Here is a 16,954-nt window from a genome sequence, read left to right on the forward strand (position 1 = left end):
GGCCGTCGGGTCGGTACGCTTGATCCGTGTCGACCCTCAGTGACCTCGTCCTCGCCCAGGGGCGCAGCAGCCAGGCCGACGTCGATTGGCTGCACATGCTCGTCGGCGACCTCCAGTTGCTCGCCGACCTCGCCCTCGCCGACATCGTGCTGTGGGTTCCCTCCGGCGAAGACGGATTCGTCGCCGTCGCGCACTCGCGACCCTCGAGCGCCGCGACGCTGTTCTACCGCGACTTCGTCGGCCAGGGCATCCGGGAGGAATGGAGGGGACTCGTCTCCGAGGCGTTCCGCACCAGGAAGATCCAGGACTCCTCAGCGCCGGACTGGTACGAGGAGATGCCGACCCGCGTGCGCGCCGTCCCGGTCATGCGCCGGCTCACGGTCACGGGCACCGAGCTGTCGCCGCAGCCGGTCGCGGTCATCACCCGGCACACCAACCTCGGCTCGACGCGTACGCCCAGCCGACAGGAGCTGACGTTCAACGACTGCGCCGGCGAGCTGTTCCAGATGATCGCCTCGGGCGACTTCCCCGACCTCGGAGCACCGACCGGTCCGCGACGCGGTGCGCCGCGGGCCTCCGACGGCCTGATCCGCCTCGACGTCGACGGGGTTACGACGTTCGCGAGCCCGAACGCCCTGTCCGCGTTCAACCGGATGGGCTTCGACGACGAACTCGAGGGCGAGTCGCTCGCCGAGGTCGCGACGCGCCTGCTCAGCGGCAAGCTCGACGTCGACGAGTCGCTTCCGCTCGTGGTCACGGGCCGTGCGCCGTGGCGCACCGACGTCGAGTCGCGCGGCGTGACGGTCTCACTGCGCGCCATCCCGATCCGCCGGCGCGGTGAACGGACCGGCGCGATCGTCCTCACGCGCGACGTCACCGAGCTGCGCCACCAGGAGCAGGAGCTCATCACCAAGGACGCGACGATCCGCGAGATCCACCACCGCGTGAAGAACAACCTGCAGACCGTGGCATCCCTGCTGCGCATCCAGGCGCGGCGCACGCACTCGGACGAGGCGCGCGACGCCCTCACGCAGGCCATGCGCCGGGTCGGTGCGATCGCCGTCGTGCACGACACCCTTTCGGAGGGGCTCACGCAGAACGTCGACTTCGACGAGGTGTTCGACCGCGCGCTGCTGCTGGTCGCCGAGGTCGCGGCAGCGCACAACACGACCGCGCATCCGCGGAAGTCGGGCACGTTCGGCGTGCTGCCGAGCGAGTACGCGACGCCGCTCGCGCTCGCCCTGACCGAGCTCGTGACCAATGCGGTCGAGCACGGCCTGGCCGGCCGGGAGGGCGAGGTCCAGGTGACTGCGGACCGGTCGGAGACCCACCTCACCGTGCAGGTGCGCGACAGCGGCACTGGGCTGCCCGAGGGCCGGGTCGGCGAGGGCCTAGGAACGCAGATCGTGCGCACCCTCATCCAGGGCGAGCTCGGCGGGACGATCGACTGGCACACCGTGATGGGCGCCGGCACCGAGGTGACCATCGAGATCCCGCTGCGCTGGCTCACCAAGCACTGACGTCGCGGCGCCGGACCGATCGGGCAAGCGAAACGGCGCCCGCCGATCGACGGACGCCGCCTCGCCCTCGGGTACTGCGGGGAGGGCTCGGGGGCCGGCGGTCAGCCGGCGCGGCGGGCGCGAGCGGCGCGGCGCTTCAGGGCGCGGCGCTCATCTTCGCTCAGGCCGCCCCAGACGCCCGAGTCCTGACCGGTCTCGAGGGCGTACTGGAGGCAGATCTCGGTCACGGTGCATCGGGCGCAGACGGTCTTCGCCTTCTCGATCTGGTCGACGGCCGGACCGGTGTTGCCGACCGGGAAGAAGAGTTCCGGGTCTGCGGTGAGGCAGGCGGCCTTGTCGCGCCAATCCATGGAGATGCTCCTTGTGTTTCTCGGTTCGCAGCGCGCGCACGGATGCGCCACCGGGAACCGGCGGTGCTGCAGGGGGAAAGCCGAATCTCGGGAAGTAGGATCGGGGAAACGATCGGCTCACGTCCCTGTGAGCATCAACTCGGCCTCATAAATGGTCGCATAGCGTAGGAAGCGAAATCAAGAGTGCTCTTCGGGAGATGCCTGTGAATCGGGGCGGCGTTCGGACCGCGTACGCGACCGTCGTGGGACTGCTGTTCGCCGAGGCCGCGGCGGTCGCCGCCATGCTGGTCTGGTTGGTGATCGACCTGCTCGTGCTGCGACCGTCGTCGTTCGCGACGGCGGTGGCGCTCATCGTGGTCGTCGCGATCGCGGCGGTGTGGGTCGGGGCGATCGCCGTCGGCGCGCTGCGGCGCGCCCCATGGTCGCGCGCCGCAGCGATCGTCTGGCAGGTCCTGCAGTTCTCGGTCGCGGTCGGCGCCTTCCAGGGCCTGTTCGCGAGGCCCGATCTCGGGTGGCTGCTGCTGATCCCGGCGGTCACCGTCGTGGGCCTGCTGCTGTGGCCGCCGGTGCGCGACCTGTACGCCAGGCCCGAGGACCGCGCACCGGCCTGATCGGGGCGTGCCGCCCGCGACCGCCACGGGCGGCTCCGCGAGTGCGGAGGCCGCCCCGGGCCCGCGGGCCGCGGATCACTTCTCGCCGTCGAGCCCCAGCTCGCGGCGGATCCGTGCCACGTGCCCGGTCGCCTTGACGTTGTACATGGGCTTGGCGATCCGGCCGTCCGCGTCGATCAGGAACGTCGAGCGGATGGAGCCGGTGACGGTCTTGCCGTAGAGCTGCTTCTCGCCCCAGGCCCCGTACGCCTGCTGGACCGCGAGGTCGGTGTCCGAGAGGAGCGGGAAGTTCAGTCCGTCGCGCTCGGCGAACTGCCTGAGCTTGGACACCTCGTCCTTCGAGACGCCCACGACGCGCACGCCCGCGCTCGCGAACGAGTTCAGGCTGTCGCGGAAGTCGCACGCCTCGGTCGTGCAGCCCGGGGTCATCGCGGCCGGGTAGAAGTACAGCACGACCCGTTGGCCGCGCAGCGACGAGAGCGTGACGGGCGCGCCGTCCTGGTCGGGGAGGGTGAAGTCGGGTGCGAGGTCGCCGGCGGCGAGTCGAGCGTCGGTCATGCCTCCATGGTAGGCAGCCGCGGATGCCGCGTGGTGCGCGCGGACACGGCATCCGCTCGCGGCCCGGTCACGCGAACGTGGCGAGCAACCGCTGCAGGGAATCCAGTCGGACGCGACCCGACTCGCCCAACTCGCCCGCGACGACCGCCTCGACGATCGCGCAGTCGGGCGAGTCCGGCAGGTGCGTGCACCCGCGCGGGCACTCCTCGGCGATGCGCGCCAGGTCGGCGAACGCGCCGAGGATGTTCGACCGGTCGACGTGCCCGAGCCCGAACGAGCGCACGCCCGGCGTGTCGATCGCCCAACCCGTGCGGCCGGCGTGGCGCACCCGCAGCGACACCGTCGAGGACGACGTGTGCCGACCCCGACCCGTCACGACGTTCACGTGCCCCGTCGCCCGGTGGGCGTCGGGCACGAGCGCATTGACCAGGGTCGACTTGCCGACTCCGGAGTGGCCGACGAACACCGTGCGGTGCCCGACGAGGTGCTCCGCGATCGCGTCGAGCGGCATGTCGCCCGTGCGGCTGCGGAAGACGACCAGCTCGAGCCCGTCGAAGTTCGCCAGGAACGGTGCCGGGTCGGCGAGGTCGGTCTTCGTGACGCACACGAGCGGCGTGATGCCCGCGTCGTACGCGGCGACGAGGTACCGGTCGACGAGCCGCACGCGCGGCTCGGGGTTCGCGGCCGAGATGACGATGAGCATCTGGTCGGCGTTCGCGACGATGATGCGCTCGACGTCGTCGGTGTCGTCGGCGCTCCGGCGCAGCAGGGTCGACCGTTCGCCGATGCGCACGATCCGGGCGAGCGTGCCCTCGTCGCCCGTGGTGTCGCCGACCAGGTCGACCCGGTCGCCCGTCACGACCGACTTGCGGCGCAGCTCGCTCGCCCTGGCGGCGGTGATCTCGCGCTCGTCGGCTCCGTCCTCGTCGACGAGGACGCTGTATCGGCCGCGGTCGACGCCGAGCACGATGCCCGCCACGGCGTCCGCGTGGTCGGGGCGCATCTTCGTGCGCGGGCGGCTGCCGCGGCGACTGGGGCGGACACGGACGTCGGTCTCGTCGAACTCCGGTTCGTCCTCGTCGTCGTCCGTCTCCCACCAGCTCATCCGAGCATCCGCTCCCAGAGTTCGGTGAACTGGGGGAGGGTCTTCGAGGTGCAGGCGATGTCGTCGACGACGACGCCCGCGACCGCGAGGCCGACGATCGCGCCCGTCGTGGCCATGCGGTGATCGGCGTACGCCCGCCAGTCGCCGCCGTGCAGCGGTGCGGGCTCGATGCGCAGGCCGTCGTCGAGTTCGCTCACCCGCCCGCCCAGGCCGTTCAGCTCGGACGCGAGCGCGGCCAGCCGGTCGGTCTCGTGGTGTCGGATGTGCCCGATCCCCGTGAACGTGCTCGGTCCGTCGGCGAACGCGGCGAGCGCGACGAGGTTGGGCACGAGCTCGCCGGCCTCCGAGAGGTCGAGGTCGGCGCCCCGGATGCCGCGCCCGCCGTCGGGGGAGGCCGCGGGCGCGTGGACCGTGAGCCGATCGTCGCCGTGCTCGACGATCGCCCCGAACCGGGGGAGGATCGTCGCCAGCTGCGCGCCGACCTGCGTCGTCGACCGCGGCCAGCCGGTGATCGTGACCGACCCGCCCGTCACGAGCGCCGCCACGAGGAACGGTGCGGCGTTCGAGAGATCGGGCTCGATGTCGACGTCGATCGCCGCGATCGGGCCCGGCGCGACCGTCCACCGGCCGAGCTCGGGGGCACCGACCTCGACCCCGCGCGCCGCGAGGGCGGCGACCGTCATCTCGATGTGGGGCAGGCTCGGCAGCCGCTCGCCCGTGTGGCGCAGGTCGACGCCCTGCTCGAACCGCGCGGCCGACAGCAGGAGGGCGGACACGAACTGGCTCGACGCCGACGCGTCGATCTCGAGCGCACCGCCCGCGACCCGCCCGGTGCCGTGCACGGTGAACGGCAACGCCCCGCGGCCGTCGTCGTCGAGGTCGACGCCCAGCCCGTGCAGGCCGTCGATGACGCCCGACATCGGGCGCTTGCGCGCGTACTCGTCGCCGTCGAAGGTCGTCGGCCCGAGCGCGAGCGCCGCGACCGGCGGCAGGAAGCGCATGACCGTTCCCGCCAGCCCGCAGTCGATCGTCGTCGAGCCGAGCAGTTCGTCGGCCGGGGTGACCCGGAGGTCGTCGCCGAACCCGCCGGCGCCCGGCATCCGCTCGAACCGGACACCCAGCGCACGCAGGCCCTCGACCATGAGTTCGCTGTCGCGCGACCAGAGCGGCGCGCGAAGCGTCGACGGGCCGTCGGCGAGCGCGGCGAGCACGAGCTCGCGGTTCGTCAGCGACTTCGAGCCGGGGATCGAGAGCGTCGTCGCGATCGGCTGCGACGCGGTCGGCGCGCGCCACCCCTCGTCGGTCTCGACGGGCCGGTCGTCGCCGTACGGATCGAACTCGGGAGCGGAATACCTCGATAGCTGCATCGGTTACCAAGAGTAGTGCCCACAGGCGGAAGGGAGTCGTGCGTGTCGGTGGAGGTACTCGATCGCCCGGTCGGCTCGCAGGCCGACCACCTAGGATGGCCCGTGATGAGCGCCGACGACCCACGCAACCCGGTCGATCCCGACCGGACGGACCCCGAGCCGCGCGACCTCGGCGCGCTGTTCGAGGAGCAGGCGCTGCCGTTCCTCGACCAGCTCTACGGCGCTGCGCTGCGCATGACGAAGAACCCCGCGGATGCCCAGGACCTCGTCCAGGAGACGTTCGTCAAGGCGTTCGCCGCGTTCGAGTCGTTCACGCAGGGCACGAACCTCAAGGCGTGGCTGTACCGCATCCTCACGAACACGTTCATCAACAGCTACCGCAAGAAGCAGCGCGAGCCCTACCAGGGCACGATCGACGAGCTCGAGGACTGGCAGCTCGGCGGCGCCGAGTCCACGACCGCGACCTCGAGCCGGTCCGCCGAGGCCGAGGCCATCGACCACCTGCCCGACTCGGCCGTCAAGGACGCGCTTCAGTCGCTTCCCGAGGACTTCCGCATCGCGGTGTACCTCGCCGACGTCGAGGGGTTCTCCTACCAGGAGATCGCCGACATGATGAAGACCCCCATCGGGACCGTCATGAGTCGCCTGCACCGCGGCCGGCGACTGCTGCGCGAGGCCCTCGCCGAGTACGCCCGCGACCGCGGATTCGCCGCCGCGCAGCCGGCACCCCGATCCACCAGGAGCACGACATGACCGATTGCGGTTGCGAGAAGGCAAGGGCCGAACTCGAGGAGTACCTGCACAACGAGCTGTGCAGCGAGGATGCCGCCGACATCCGCGAGCACATGGAGCACTGCGACGACTGCCGCACCGAGCTGCGCGTCGGCGTCGCGATAACCGATGTCGTCCAGCGGGCGTGCCGCGAGACGGCGCCCGAGGAGCTTCGGGCCGTGGTCCTCACGCGCATCCGCGCCATCCAGTCCGCCCACGGGGTCCTCGCCGACTGAGCCGCGCCGGCGGGGTTCCCGAACTTTCGATGGACGCGCGTCGCCCCGCCGACCCGTAGCGTCGATCACGATGAACGAGCATGCCGTCGCGAAACGCCCCGGGAGTCGCGTCCCCACCTGGCTTCGAGTCCTGATCCCCAGCGTCCTGATCCTCGTCTGGTTCGCCCTGTTCGGAGCCGGGGGCGCCGCGTTCGGCGGGCTCTCCGACGTCCAGCAGAACGACCAGGCGTCGTTCCTGCCCGCCTCCGCCGAGGCGACCGAGGCCAGCGAGCTGCAGGACGGGTTCCGCGACTCCGAGAACGTGCCCGCGATCGTGATCGTGGCCTCGGAGGACGGATCCGACCTCTCCGATGCCCAGCTCGCCGACGTCGAGGCGCTGCGGGAGGACGTCCTCGCCATCGACGGCGTCGTCGCCGACGAGAGCTCGCCGGTGATCCCGTCGGAGGACGGCGAGGCCGCCCAGTTCGTCGTCTCGATCGCGCCCGGAGAGGGCGAGGAGGGCGCCGGCGCCACCGTCGAGTCGATGCGCGAACTGCTCGACGGGCAGCCCGTCGAGGGCACGACCGCTGCCGTGACCGGCCCCGCGGGATTCACCGCGGACCTCGTCGAGGCGTTCTCGGGGATCGACGGACTGCTCCTGGCCGTCGCGCTCCTGGCGGTCCTCGTGATCCTCGTGATCGTCTACCGATCGCCGCTGCTGCCGGTCATCGTCCTGTTCACGAGCGTGACCGCGCTGACGGCATCCGTGTTCACGGTCGTCCAGCTCGCGAAGGCCGACCTGCTGCTGTTGTCCGGCCAGACCCAGGGGATCCTCTTCATCCTCGTGATCGGCGCCGCGACCGACTACGCACTGCTGTACATCGCGCGCTACCGCGAGGCCCTCGGCCAGTACGAGACGAAATGGGATGCCACGTGGGCGGCGCTCAAGGGCGCATGGGAACCGATCGCGGCCTCGGCGGGAACCGTCATTGTGGGCCTGCTCATCCTGCTCGCCTCGGAGCTGAACTCGAACAAGATCCTCGGGCCCGTCGCGGCCATCGGCATCGTGTTCGCGCTGCTCGCCGCGCTCACGCTCCTGCCGGCGCTGCTGCTCTGGGCCGGGCGGGCCGCGTTCTGGCCCCGGCGCATCGCACGCGTGGAGGCCGTCGCGGCCGACGGCGAGCACGGCCGGCACGCCGGCCCCGTCGACTCCGAGGAGTCCGCGGAGCGCGGCATCTGGGGCGCCGTCGGGCGACTCGTCTCCAAGCGTCCGCGCGCCGTGTGGGTCCTCTCGACGCTGCTGCTCGGCGTGATGGCGCTCGGCCTGGTCCGGCTCGACGCCGACGGCGTTCCGGCGAGCGAGTTCGTCCTCGGGCAGTCGCAGGCCCGCGACGGGCAGGAACTGGTCAGTGAGCACTTCCCCGGAGGCTCGGGCACCCCGGCGGTCATCATCGGACCCGAGGAGGACCTGCAGGACATGGCCGACATCGCGCTCGGCACGCCGGGCGTGGCATCCGTCGCCGTGCTCTCGGCCGACTCGCCGGCCGGCAGCGCGCCGGTGACGGCCGACGGCGTCCAGGCGTTCGGACCGCCCGGAACCCCGGCACCCGACCCGACGGTGGTCGACGGCGCCGTGCTGCTGCAGGCCACGCTCGACGACCCCTCCGACTCCGCCGAGGCGGAGGCGACGGTGCTCGCGATGAGGGAGAGCCTCGACGAGGTCGGCGAGGACGTGCTCGTCGGCGGGCCGACCGCCGTGGCGCTCGACACCAACGCGGCCGCGATCGCCGACCAGCGGCTCATCATCCCGCTGGTGCTGATCGCGATCCTCGCGATCCTCATGCTCCTGCTGCGCGCGGTCGTCGCCCCGCTCATCCTCATCGCGAGCGTCGTGGTCTCGTTCGCGGCCGCGCTCGGAGTCTCGGCGCTCGTGTTCGAGTTCGTGTTCGGGTTCCCCGGCGCGGACCCGTCGGTGCCGCTCTTCGGCTTCGTGTTCCTGGTCGCGCTCGGCGTGGACTACAACATCTTCCTCATGACGAGGGTGCGGGAGGAGGCGGCGCGGCACGGGACGCGCGAGGGCATCCTCCGCGGGCTCCGGCTCACCGGGGGAGTGATCACCTCGGCCGGGCTCGTGCTCGCCGCGACGTTCGCCGCGCTCGGCGTGCTGCCGATCCTCTTCCTCGCGCAGATCTCGTTCATCGTCGCGTTCGGCGTGCTGCTCGACACCTTCCTCGTGCGGACGCTCCTCGTTCCTGCGGCCTCGTACGACATCGGCCGTGCGATCTGGTGGCCGAGCCGCCTGTCCCGTCGGGAACGACGTCACGGGCTCCACGCGGCGCCGGCCGCGGATGCCGCAGCAGCGCCTCGCGAGGTCGTGGCGGCGGGCGAGGAGGACCGCGCCGACCGGGCGCCGGCCGGCGCCGGCTGACCCTCGGGGCCGGACCGGTCGACGCGGCCGGTCCGGCCGACGCGAGACGGAAGAGCGGATGCCTCCACGGGGAGGCATCCGCTCATCTCGTCGTCAGCGGGGGTCGCTCCTCAGTAGAGCGCCCGCCTGATCAGGTCGGCCTGCTCGGTCGCGTGGCGCTTCGCGGACCCGGTCGCGGGCGACGCCGCCGCCGTGCGCGCCACGAGCCGGACCTCCCGCGGTCCGAGCTTGTTCGTCTCGATGATGAAGAACGGCCATGCGCCCTGGTTCTCGGGCTCGTCCTGCGCCCACACGAACTCCGCGTTCGGGTACTCGTCGGCGATGGCCTTGAGCTCGGCGCCGGGGAGCGGGTAGTACTGCTCGAGCCGGACCAGCGCGATCTCGGGGTTCGGGTTCTTCTCGAGTTCGGCGAGCAGGTCGTAGTAGAGCTTGCCTGCCATGAACACGACGCGCGTGACCGCGGACTTGTCGGTGATGCGCGCGTCGTCGATCACGGGCTCGAACCGGCCGCTCGCGAAGTCGGCGACCTCGCTCGTCGCCCCCCGCAGGCGCAGCATCGCCTTGGGGGTGAAGACCACGAGCGGACGGCGCGGACGCTGGTACGCCTGCCGGCGGAGCAGGTGGAAGTACGACGCCGGGGTCGAGGGGCGTGCCACGGTCATGTTGTTCTCGGCGCACAGCTGCAGGTAGCGCTCGATGCGCGCGCTCGAGTGGTCGGGCCCCTGGCCCTCGTAGCCGTGGGGCAGCAGCAGGACGACGCTGGAGCGCTGACCCCACTTCTGCTCGGCCGACGAGATGAACTCGTCGATGACCGTCTGGGCGCCGTTCGCGAAGTCGCCGAATTGCGCCTCCCACATGACGAGCGCGTCGGCGCGCTCGACCGAGTAGCCGTACTCGAAGCCCATGGCCGCGTACTCGCTGAGCAGCGAGTCGTAGATCCAGAACCGGGCCTGCTGGTCGCCGAGGTACTGCAGCGGCAGCCACTCCTGGCCGTTCACGCGGTCGTGGAGCACCGCGTGCCGCTGCACGAACGTGCCGCGTCGGGCGTCCTGGCCGACCAGGCGCACCGGGGTGCCCTCGAGCAGGAGCGATCCGAGTGCGAGCAGTTCGCCGAAGCCCCAGTCGATCTTGCCGTTGCGGCTCATGTCGTGGCGCTTGGCGAGCAGCTGCTGGATCTTCGGGTGGACCGTGAAGCCCTCGGGCTTGTTGTTGAATGCGTCGCCGATGGCGTGCACGACCTCGGTCGACACGCCCGTCGTCTCGAGCTCGCCCGACGGCGGCTCGGCGTCCTGCGGCTGGGTCGCGCCGACGACGGGGATCGAGCCGGTCTGCGCGGCGTGCGTCTCGGCGAAGGCCCGCTCGAGGCGGTCCTGGAAGTCGCGGTGCGCTTCCTCGTACTCCTCGTGCGTGATGTCGCCGCGACCGACGAGTGCCTCGGTGTAGAGCTTTCGGACCGAGCGCTTGGCCTCGATGAGGTTGTACATCAGCGGCTGCGTCATCGACGGGTCGTCGCCCTCGTTGTGACCGCGGCGGCGGTAGCAGACCAGGTCGATGACGACGTCGCGCTTGAACTCCTGGCGGTAGCGGAAGGCGAGCTCGGCGACCCGCACGACGGCTTCGGGGTCGTCGCCGTTGACGTGGAAGATGGGCGCCTGGATGGCCTTGGCGACATCCGTCGAGTAGATCGACGACCGGGCGTCGCCCGGGACGGTCGTGAAGCCGACCTGGTTGTTGACGACGAGGTGGATGGTGCCGCCCGTGCGGTACGCGCGCAGCTGCGACATCTGCATGGTCTCGAGCACGACGCCCTGGCCCGCCATGGCCGCGTCGCCGTGGACGAGGATCGGCAGGACGGAGAACGTGCCGACCGGCTTGCGGTCCTGCTTGGCCCGCACGATGCCCTCGAGCACGCCGTCGACCGCCTCGAGGTGCGAGGGGTTCGCCGCGAGCGAGACCGGCACCTGCTGGCCGTCGTCGGCGGTGAACACGCCCTCGGTGCCGAGGTGGTACTTCACGTCGCCGGAGCCCGAGAACGTCTTGACCTCCTGGGTGCCCTCGAACTCGCGGAACACCTGGCCGTAGGTCTTGCCGGCGATGTTGGTGAGCACGTTGAGGCGGCCGCGGTGGGCCATGCCGATGGCGACCTCGTCGAGGCCCTCCTTCGCGGCACCCTGGAGCACCTCGTCGAGCAGCGCGATCATCGACTCGCCGCCCTCGAGGCTGAAGCGCTTCTGGCCGACGTACTTGGTCTGCAGGAAGGTCTCGAACGCCTCGGCCTCGTTGAGCTTGCCGAGGATGCGCATCTGCTCGTCGTGCGTGGGCTTCTCGTAGGTGCGCTCGACCTGCTGCTGGATCCACCTGCGCTGGATCGGGTCCTGGATGTGCATGTACTCGATGCCGATCGTGCGGCAGTACGAGTCGCGCAGGACGCCGAGGATGTCGCGCAGCAGCGCCGTGCGCGTGTCGCCGAACCCGCCGGTGACGAACTCGCGGTCGAGGTCCCAGAACGTCAGGCCGTGCGTCTCGATGTCGAGGTCGGGGTGCGAGCGCTGGACGTACTCGAGCGGGTCGGTGTCGGCCATCATGTGACCGCGGACGCGGAAGGAGTTGATCAGCTCCTGCACGCGCGCGGTCTTGTCGATCGCGCTCGCGATGTCGACCGAGATGTCCTCGTTCCACCGGATCGGCTCGTACGGCAGGCGCAGCGCCGCGAAGATGTCCTGGTAGAACCCGCGCTCGCCGATGAGCAGTTCGTGGACCTTCTTCAGGAACTCGCCCGACCCGGCGCCCTGGATGACGCGGTGGTCGTAGGTCGAGGTGAGCGTGATGGTCTTGCCGATGGCGAGGTTCGCGAGGGTCTTCTCGCTCGAGCCCTGGAACTCGGCCGGGTACTCCAGCGCGCCGGCGCCGATGATGCAGCCCTGGCCCTTCATCAGGCGCGGGACCGAGTGGACCGTGCCGATGCCGCCGGGGTTGGTCAGCGAGATCGTGGCGCCGGCGAAGTCGTCGGCGGTCAGCTTGTTCTTGCGCGCCCTCGAGACGAGGTCTTCGTACGCGGCCAGGTACTCGTTGAAGGACATCGTCTCGGCGCGCTTGATCGCCGGCACGAGCAGGGCACGCGAACCGTCGGGCTTGGGGATGTCGATCGCGATGCCGAGCCCGATGTGGGCGGGCTTGACGAGCGCCGGCTTGCCGTCGGCCTCGGTGTAGTAGACGTTCTGGCTCGGGAAGTCCTTGAGGGCCTGGATGAGCGCCCAGCCGATGAGGTGCGTGAACGACACCTTGCCGCCGCGCGTGCGGCGGAGGTGGTTGTTGATCACGATCCGGTTGTCGATCATGAGCTTCGCGGGGACCGTGCGCACGCTCGTCGCGGTGGGCACCGCGAGCGAGGCGTCCATGTTCGCCGCGAGGGTCTTCGGCAGGCCCTTGAGGGGGAGCACCTCGTCGTGGCGCTCGCCGTCGTCGACCTGCTGGTGGGGGCTCGTGACGGGCACGTCGGCGGGCACGGGCGCGGTGCGCGGTGCGACGGAGGTGGTCCGGGCGGCGGGAGCCTGCCCGATGACCGCGTTGGGCGCGGTCGCGGGGCCGGATGCCGGGGCGGCACCGGTCGGCGCCGCGTCGGTCGGCGCTGCCGCCTCGGAGCGGGGCTCGGCCGGGGCATCCGCTCCGGCGGCGGTCGCGGGTGCGGCGGGTTCCTCGGATGCGGCGCGGTGCACGGCCGCATCGTCCGGCATGGACGCTGGCGTGGTCGGTGCGACGGTCTCGCCCGTGCGGACCCGACGGTACTGCTCGAGCACCTCACGCCAGGTCTCGTCCACCGAAGCGGGGTCGGCGAGGAATCGCTCGTACATCTCGTCGACGAGCCATTCGTTGGCTCCGAACATCGCCGACGTGCTCTCGTCGGATCCCGACCCGGTCAATTGGCTCGACACAGCCTTTCGCCCACTCTCTCCATTGATTTGGAATCTCACCTGGCGGCGTGGCGCGCTAGCACGGCGCGGAACACCCCCACAAGCCTAATCCCCTTCCAGGGCTCCGAAGGCACGCGGGTGCGGTCCGCGATCCGGTTCGCGTCGAGCCGGACCCGCCTACGCTGAGGTCATGGAGTTCTATCGCACGACGCCGCGGCACGATCTCACGTACTCCGACGTCTTCCTCGTGCCGAGCCGGTCGGGTGTGGGCAGCCGGCTCGACGTCTCCCTCGCGCCCGACGACGGTTCGGGCGCGAGCATCCCGATCGTGTCGGCGAACATGAACTCGGTGACCGGTCCGCGGCTCGCCGCGACCCTCGCGCGGCGCGGCGGGATCGGCGTCCTCCCGCAGGACGTGCCGCTGCAGGAGCTCGACGAGTCGATCCGGTGGGTGAAGTCCAGGCCCGCGCGCTTCGACGTCCCGTACGCCTTCTCGGCCGAGCAGACCGCGGCGGACGCGCTGGAGGTGCTGCCGCCGGTCGCCGGCCACGGCATCGTGCTGCACGACGCCGACGGCGGGTTCGCCGGCGCCATCCCCGCCGCCCGGCTCGCGACGGCGCTGCCGGACGCCCGGCTCGGCGACCTCGTGCACGGCGCCATCGCCTCGCTCGACGCCGACGACGTCGACTCCGCCCGGCGGGCGTTCGACCTCATGGTCGACGCCGACCTCGAGTTCGCCCCCGTGCTCGAGCACGGCCGCGTGGTCGGGACCCTCAGCCGCCGCAGCGCGCTGCGCGGCACGGTGTCCGAGCCGAACACGGATGCCTCCGGCCGCCTCCGGGTCGCGGCCGCGATCGGGATCACCGGGGACGTCGCGGCGAAGGCCTCGGCGCTCGCGGCGGCGGGCGTCGACATGCTCGTGGTCGACACCGCGCACGGGCACCAGGAGGGCATGATCCGCGCCGTGCGCGCGGTGCGGTCGGCCGGGCTGTCGATCCCCGTCGTCGCGGGCAACATCGTCACGGCCGATGCGGTCGCCGACCTCGTCGAGGCCGGGGCCGACGTGCTCAAGGTCGGCGTCGGTCCCGGTGCGATGTGCACGACGCGCATGATGACCGCGGTCGGGCGGCCGCAGTTCTCGGCCGTGCTCGAGACCGCCGAGGCCGCGCGCGGGCTCGGTGCGACCGTGTGGGCCGACGGCGGAGTCCGGTACCCGCGCGACGTCGCGCTCGCGCTCGCCGCGGGCGCGGCATCCGTCATGATCGGCTCGTGGTTCGCCGGGACGATCGAGGCACCGGGGGTCCTGCGCCACGATGCCGACGGCCGGGTCTACAAGGAGAGCTGGGGCATGGCCTCGACCAAGGCCGTCAAGGAGCGCTTCGGTCGGCTCTCCGCCTACGAGCTCGCGCGCAAGGAGCTCTTCGCCGAGGGGATCTCCTCGTCGGCGATCTACCTCGACCCGCTGCGCCCCTCCATCGAGGACCTGCTCGACATGATCACCTCGGGGGTGCGCAGTTCGTTCACCTACGCCGGCGCCCGGTCGCTCCCCGAGTTCCGGGACCGCGCGCTCGTCGGCATCCAGTCCGCGGCGGGATACGAGGAGGGCAAGGCCCTGCCCGTCAGCTGGTAGCCGGCTGGCCGGGGTGCACGGAATCCGCCGATATACTGGGCGGACAATGGACGACCCTCCCTCTGCGAACGCGCCCGGCCATAGACCCTCGCCCGTGACCGCACGGGGAGGTGCGGATGTCTGAGTGGATCCTGCTCGGCATCGGACTCCTCCTCACCGTGGGAACGGGCCTCTTCGTTGCGAGCGAGTTCGCGCTCGTGAACCTCGATCGCGCCGACCTCGAGGCGCGGCGCGCCAAGGGCGAGACCCGACTCGGGCTCACCATCGAGGGCCTGAAGATCACCTCAACGCACCTCTCGAGTGCGCAGCTCGGCATCACGCTCACGACGCTGCTCACGGGGTACACCATGGAACCCGCGATCTCGTCGCTGCTCGCGGGCCCGCTGCAGTCGGCCGGGCTGCCCGACGCGCTCGTGCGGCCCGTCGGCGCCGTGACCGCGGTCGTCGTCGCGACCCTGCTGTCGATGATCATCGGCGAGCTCGTGCCGAAGAACTTCGCGCTCGCGCTGCCGCGCCAGACCGCCAAGGTCGTGATGCCGTTCCAGACGGCCTTCACCTGGGTGTTCCGACCGGCCATCTCGCTGCTGAACGGGAGCGCCAACCGCCTGCTGCGCATGGTCGGCATCGAGCCGAAGGAGGAGCTCTCCGGTGCACGTTCGGCCGAGGAACTCTCGAGCCTCGTCCGGCGCTCGGCGAGCGCCGGCATGCTCGAACAGGACACCGCGACCCTGCTGGGTCGCACGCTGCGCTTCTCCGAGCACGACGCCTCCGACGTCATGACCCCGAGGCCGCGCGTCGCGGCGGTCCAGCGCACCGAGCCGACCGAGGCCGTGCTCGAGCTCGCGCGGCAGACCGGGTACTCGCGGTTCCCCGTCTACGACGAGGACCTCGACGACGTCGTCGGCCTGGTGCACGTCAAGCAGGCCGTCGCCGTGCCCCGCGAGAAGCGCGATCTCGTCCCGGCATCCGCGTTGCAGTCCGAGGCGCTCCGGGTGCCCGAGACGATGAAGCTCGACACCCTGCTCGGCGAGCTCCGCGGGCGCGGCTACCAGATGGCCGTCGTCGTCGACGAGTACGGCGGCACCGCGGGCGTCGCGACCCTCGAGGACCTCGTCGAGGAGCTCGTCGGAGAGGTCTCCGACGAGCACGACCGCACGCGCGCCGGCGTCGTGCGACGCGGCGAGTTCGTGAGCTTCCCCGGGATCCTGCGCCCCGACGAACTGCTCGAGCGCACCGGCATCCGCGTGCCGGAGGACGGCGCCTACGAGACCGTCGCCGGGTTCGTCATGGCCGCACTGGGGCGCCTTCCCGTCGTGGGCGACGAGGTCGCCGTCGAGGGCGGCACGTTCCGGGTCCAGCGCCTGGACGGCCGCCGGATCGACCGCATCCAGTTCTCACCGGCGACCGTGCCCACCCAGGCCGACGCCTTGACCGCGGAGGTCGAACGATGAACGACTGGGCGGGCCTGGCATGGCTGTTCGTGCTGCTGCTCGGCAACGCGTTCTTCGTGGGCGCCGAGTTCGCGGTCATCTCGGCGCGCCGCTCGCAGATCGAGCCGCTCGCCGAACAGGGCAAGCGCAGCGCGAAGACCGCGCTCTGGGCCATGGAGCACGCGACGCTCATGCTCGCGATGAGCCAGCTCGGCATCACGATCTGCTCGCTGCTGATCCTCACGGTCTCCGAGCCGGCGATCCACCACCTGCTCGAGGTGCCGCTCGCGCTCACCGGCTGGTCCGAGCAGGCGGTATCGACGGTCGCGTTCGTCATCGCCCTGCTGCTCGTGTCGTACCTGCACGTGGTGATCGGCGAGATGGTCCCGAAGAACCTCTCGTTCTCGCTGCCCGACCGGGCGGTGCTGCTGCTCGCGCCGCCGCTCGTGTTCATCGCGCGCGTGTTCCGGCCGGTCATCGTCGCGCTCAACGCGGTCGCGAACGGCGTGCTGCGGTTGTTCGGCGTCGAGCCGAAGAACGAGGCGACCTCGGCGTTCACGCTCGAGGAGGTCCGGACGATCGTCGCCCAGTCCCGTCGCGAGGGCATCCTGCAGGATGCCAGCGGGACGCTCACGGCCGCGTTCGAGTTCACCGCGAAGCGCGTGCGCGACATCGCCGTGCCGATGGCCGAGCTCGTGTGCCTGCCGGCGGATGCCACTCCCGGCGACGTCGAACGCGCGGTGGCGCGTCGCGGCTTCTCCCGCTACGTGCTCGCGGGCGAGGACCGCGAGCCGGCCGGGTACGTCCACCTCAAGGACGTCATCGACCTCGACGACGGCGAGTTCGACGATCCGATCCCCGCCAAGCGCGTGCGGCGGCTCGTGTCGATCTTCGACCGGACCGACCTCGAGGATGCCCTCGCCGCGATGCGCCGCCAGGGCGCGCACGTCGCGCGGGCCTTCGACGAGGACGGCCGCACCACGGGCGTGCTCTTCCTCGAGGACATCATCGAGGAACTGGTCGGCGAGGTCCAGGATGCGACCCGGAGGGGGTGACGC

The 16,954-nt window shown here is 71.3% G+C and carries 13 protein-coding genes; 8 read left to right on the forward strand and 5 right to left on the reverse strand.

The window, feature by feature from the left end; all coding sequences use genetic code 11:
* The first annotated feature begins 26 nt into the window (after nt 1-26).
* On the forward strand, nt 27-1,520 hold the full coding sequence (locus DSM26151_RS04815) for a sensor histidine kinase (RefSeq protein ID WP_234661287.1): 1,494 nt from the start codon (nt 27-29) through the stop codon (nt 1,518-1,520).
* 101 nt (nt 1,521-1,621) lie between these two features.
* Here the strand turns inward: DSM26151_RS04815 and DSM26151_RS04820 are convergent, their stop codons facing one another.
* A complete protein-coding gene (locus tag DSM26151_RS04820; protein ID WP_022888365.1) occupies nt 1,622-1,870 on the reverse strand; it encodes a WhiB family transcriptional regulator in 249 nt (82 codons plus the stop codon).
* A 197-nt stretch (nt 1,871-2,067) separates the two neighbouring features.
* Here DSM26151_RS04820 and DSM26151_RS04825 point away from each other — a divergent pair, with 197 nt between their 5' ends.
* Nucleotides 2,068-2,481 carry a hypothetical protein gene (locus DSM26151_RS04825; RefSeq protein WP_234661288.1) on the forward strand — a complete coding sequence of 138 codons (414 nt, stop codon included), beginning with the start codon at nt 2,068-2,070 and terminating at the stop codon, nt 2,479-2,481.
* Nucleotides 2,482-2,556: 75 nt separating this feature from the next.
* Here DSM26151_RS04825 and bcp read toward each other — a convergent pair whose 3' ends face one another.
* The 3 genes from bcp to aroA all read right to left on the reverse strand — a co-directional run bounded on the left by bcp (nt 2,557) and on the right by aroA (nt 5,511).
* On the reverse strand, nt 2,557-3,039 hold the full coding sequence (bcp, locus tag DSM26151_RS04830) for a thioredoxin-dependent thiol peroxidase (RefSeq protein ID WP_234661289.1): 483 nt from the start codon (nt 3,037-3,039) through the stop codon (nt 2,557-2,559).
* A gap of 67 nt (nt 3,040-3,106) precedes the next feature.
* Nucleotides 3,107-4,144 carry a ribosome small subunit-dependent GTPase A gene (gene rsgA / locus DSM26151_RS04835; RefSeq protein WP_234661290.1) on the reverse strand — a complete coding sequence of 346 codons (1,038 nt, stop codon included), beginning with the start codon at nt 4,142-4,144 and terminating at the stop codon, nt 3,107-3,109.
* On the reverse strand, nt 4,141-5,511 hold the full coding sequence (gene aroA / locus DSM26151_RS04840; protein ID WP_234661291.1) for a 3-phosphoshikimate 1-carboxyvinyltransferase: 1,371 nt from the start codon (nt 5,509-5,511) through the stop codon (nt 4,141-4,143). Before aroA ends, rsgA begins: the two co-directional genes overlap by 4 nt.
* 105 nt (nt 5,512-5,616) lie before the next feature.
* Here aroA and DSM26151_RS04845 point away from each other — a divergent pair, with 105 nt between their 5' ends.
* The 3 genes from DSM26151_RS04845 to DSM26151_RS04855 all read left to right on the forward strand — a co-directional run bounded on the left by DSM26151_RS04845 (nt 5,617) and on the right by DSM26151_RS04855 (nt 8,925).
* Nucleotides 5,617-6,264, forward strand: coding sequence for a sigma-70 family RNA polymerase sigma factor (locus DSM26151_RS04845; protein WP_234661292.1), 648 nt, complete (start codon nt 5,617-5,619; stop codon nt 6,262-6,264).
* Nucleotides 6,261-6,518 (forward strand): zf-HC2 domain-containing protein, encoded by a 258-nt coding sequence (locus DSM26151_RS04850; protein ID WP_234661293.1) that lies wholly within the window; start codon nt 6,261-6,263, stop codon nt 6,516-6,518. Before DSM26151_RS04845 ends, DSM26151_RS04850 begins: the two co-directional genes overlap by 4 nt.
* 70 nt (nt 6,519-6,588) lie before the next feature.
* Complete coding sequence (locus DSM26151_RS04855) at nt 6,589-8,925, forward strand: MMPL family transporter (protein WP_234661294.1); 2,337 nt, start codon at nt 6,589-6,591, stop codon at nt 8,923-8,925.
* A gap of 110 nt (nt 8,926-9,035) precedes the next feature.
* On the opposite strand, the gene DSM26151_RS04860 is transcribed toward DSM26151_RS04855, so the two are convergent.
* Nucleotides 9,036-12,857: a multifunctional oxoglutarate decarboxylase/oxoglutarate dehydrogenase thiamine pyrophosphate-binding subunit/dihydrolipoyllysine-residue succinyltransferase subunit gene (locus DSM26151_RS04860; RefSeq protein ID WP_407651012.1), complete on the reverse strand. Its 3,822-nt coding sequence runs from the start codon at nt 12,855-12,857 to the stop codon at nt 9,036-9,038.
* Nucleotides 12,858-13,026: 169 nt separating this feature from the next.
* Here DSM26151_RS04860 and guaB1 point away from each other — a divergent pair, with 169 nt between their 5' ends.
* From guaB1 to DSM26151_RS04875, 3 genes are all read left to right on the forward strand, one after another.
* Nucleotides 13,027-14,466, forward strand: a complete 1,440-nt coding sequence (guaB1, locus tag DSM26151_RS04865) for a GMP reductase (RefSeq protein ID WP_234661296.1) — start codon at nt 13,027-13,029, stop codon at nt 14,464-14,466.
* A gap of 116 nt (nt 14,467-14,582) precedes the next feature.
* Nucleotides 14,583-15,917 (forward strand): hemolysin family protein, encoded by a 1,335-nt coding sequence (locus DSM26151_RS04870; protein WP_234661297.1) that lies wholly within the window; start codon nt 14,583-14,585, stop codon nt 15,915-15,917.
* Nucleotides 15,914-16,951: a hemolysin family protein gene (locus DSM26151_RS04875; protein WP_234661298.1), complete on the forward strand. Its 1,038-nt coding sequence runs from the start codon at nt 15,914-15,916 to the stop codon at nt 16,949-16,951. The genes DSM26151_RS04870 and DSM26151_RS04875 overlap by 4 nt, the downstream gene beginning before the upstream one ends.
* Nucleotides 16,952-16,954: the final 3 nt, after the last annotated feature.

Origin of the sequence: Agromyces marinus (assembly GCF_021442325.1) — a bacterium.
GTDB classification, from domain to species: domain Bacteria; phylum Actinomycetota; class Actinomycetes; order Actinomycetales; family Microbacteriaceae; genus Agromyces; species Agromyces marinus.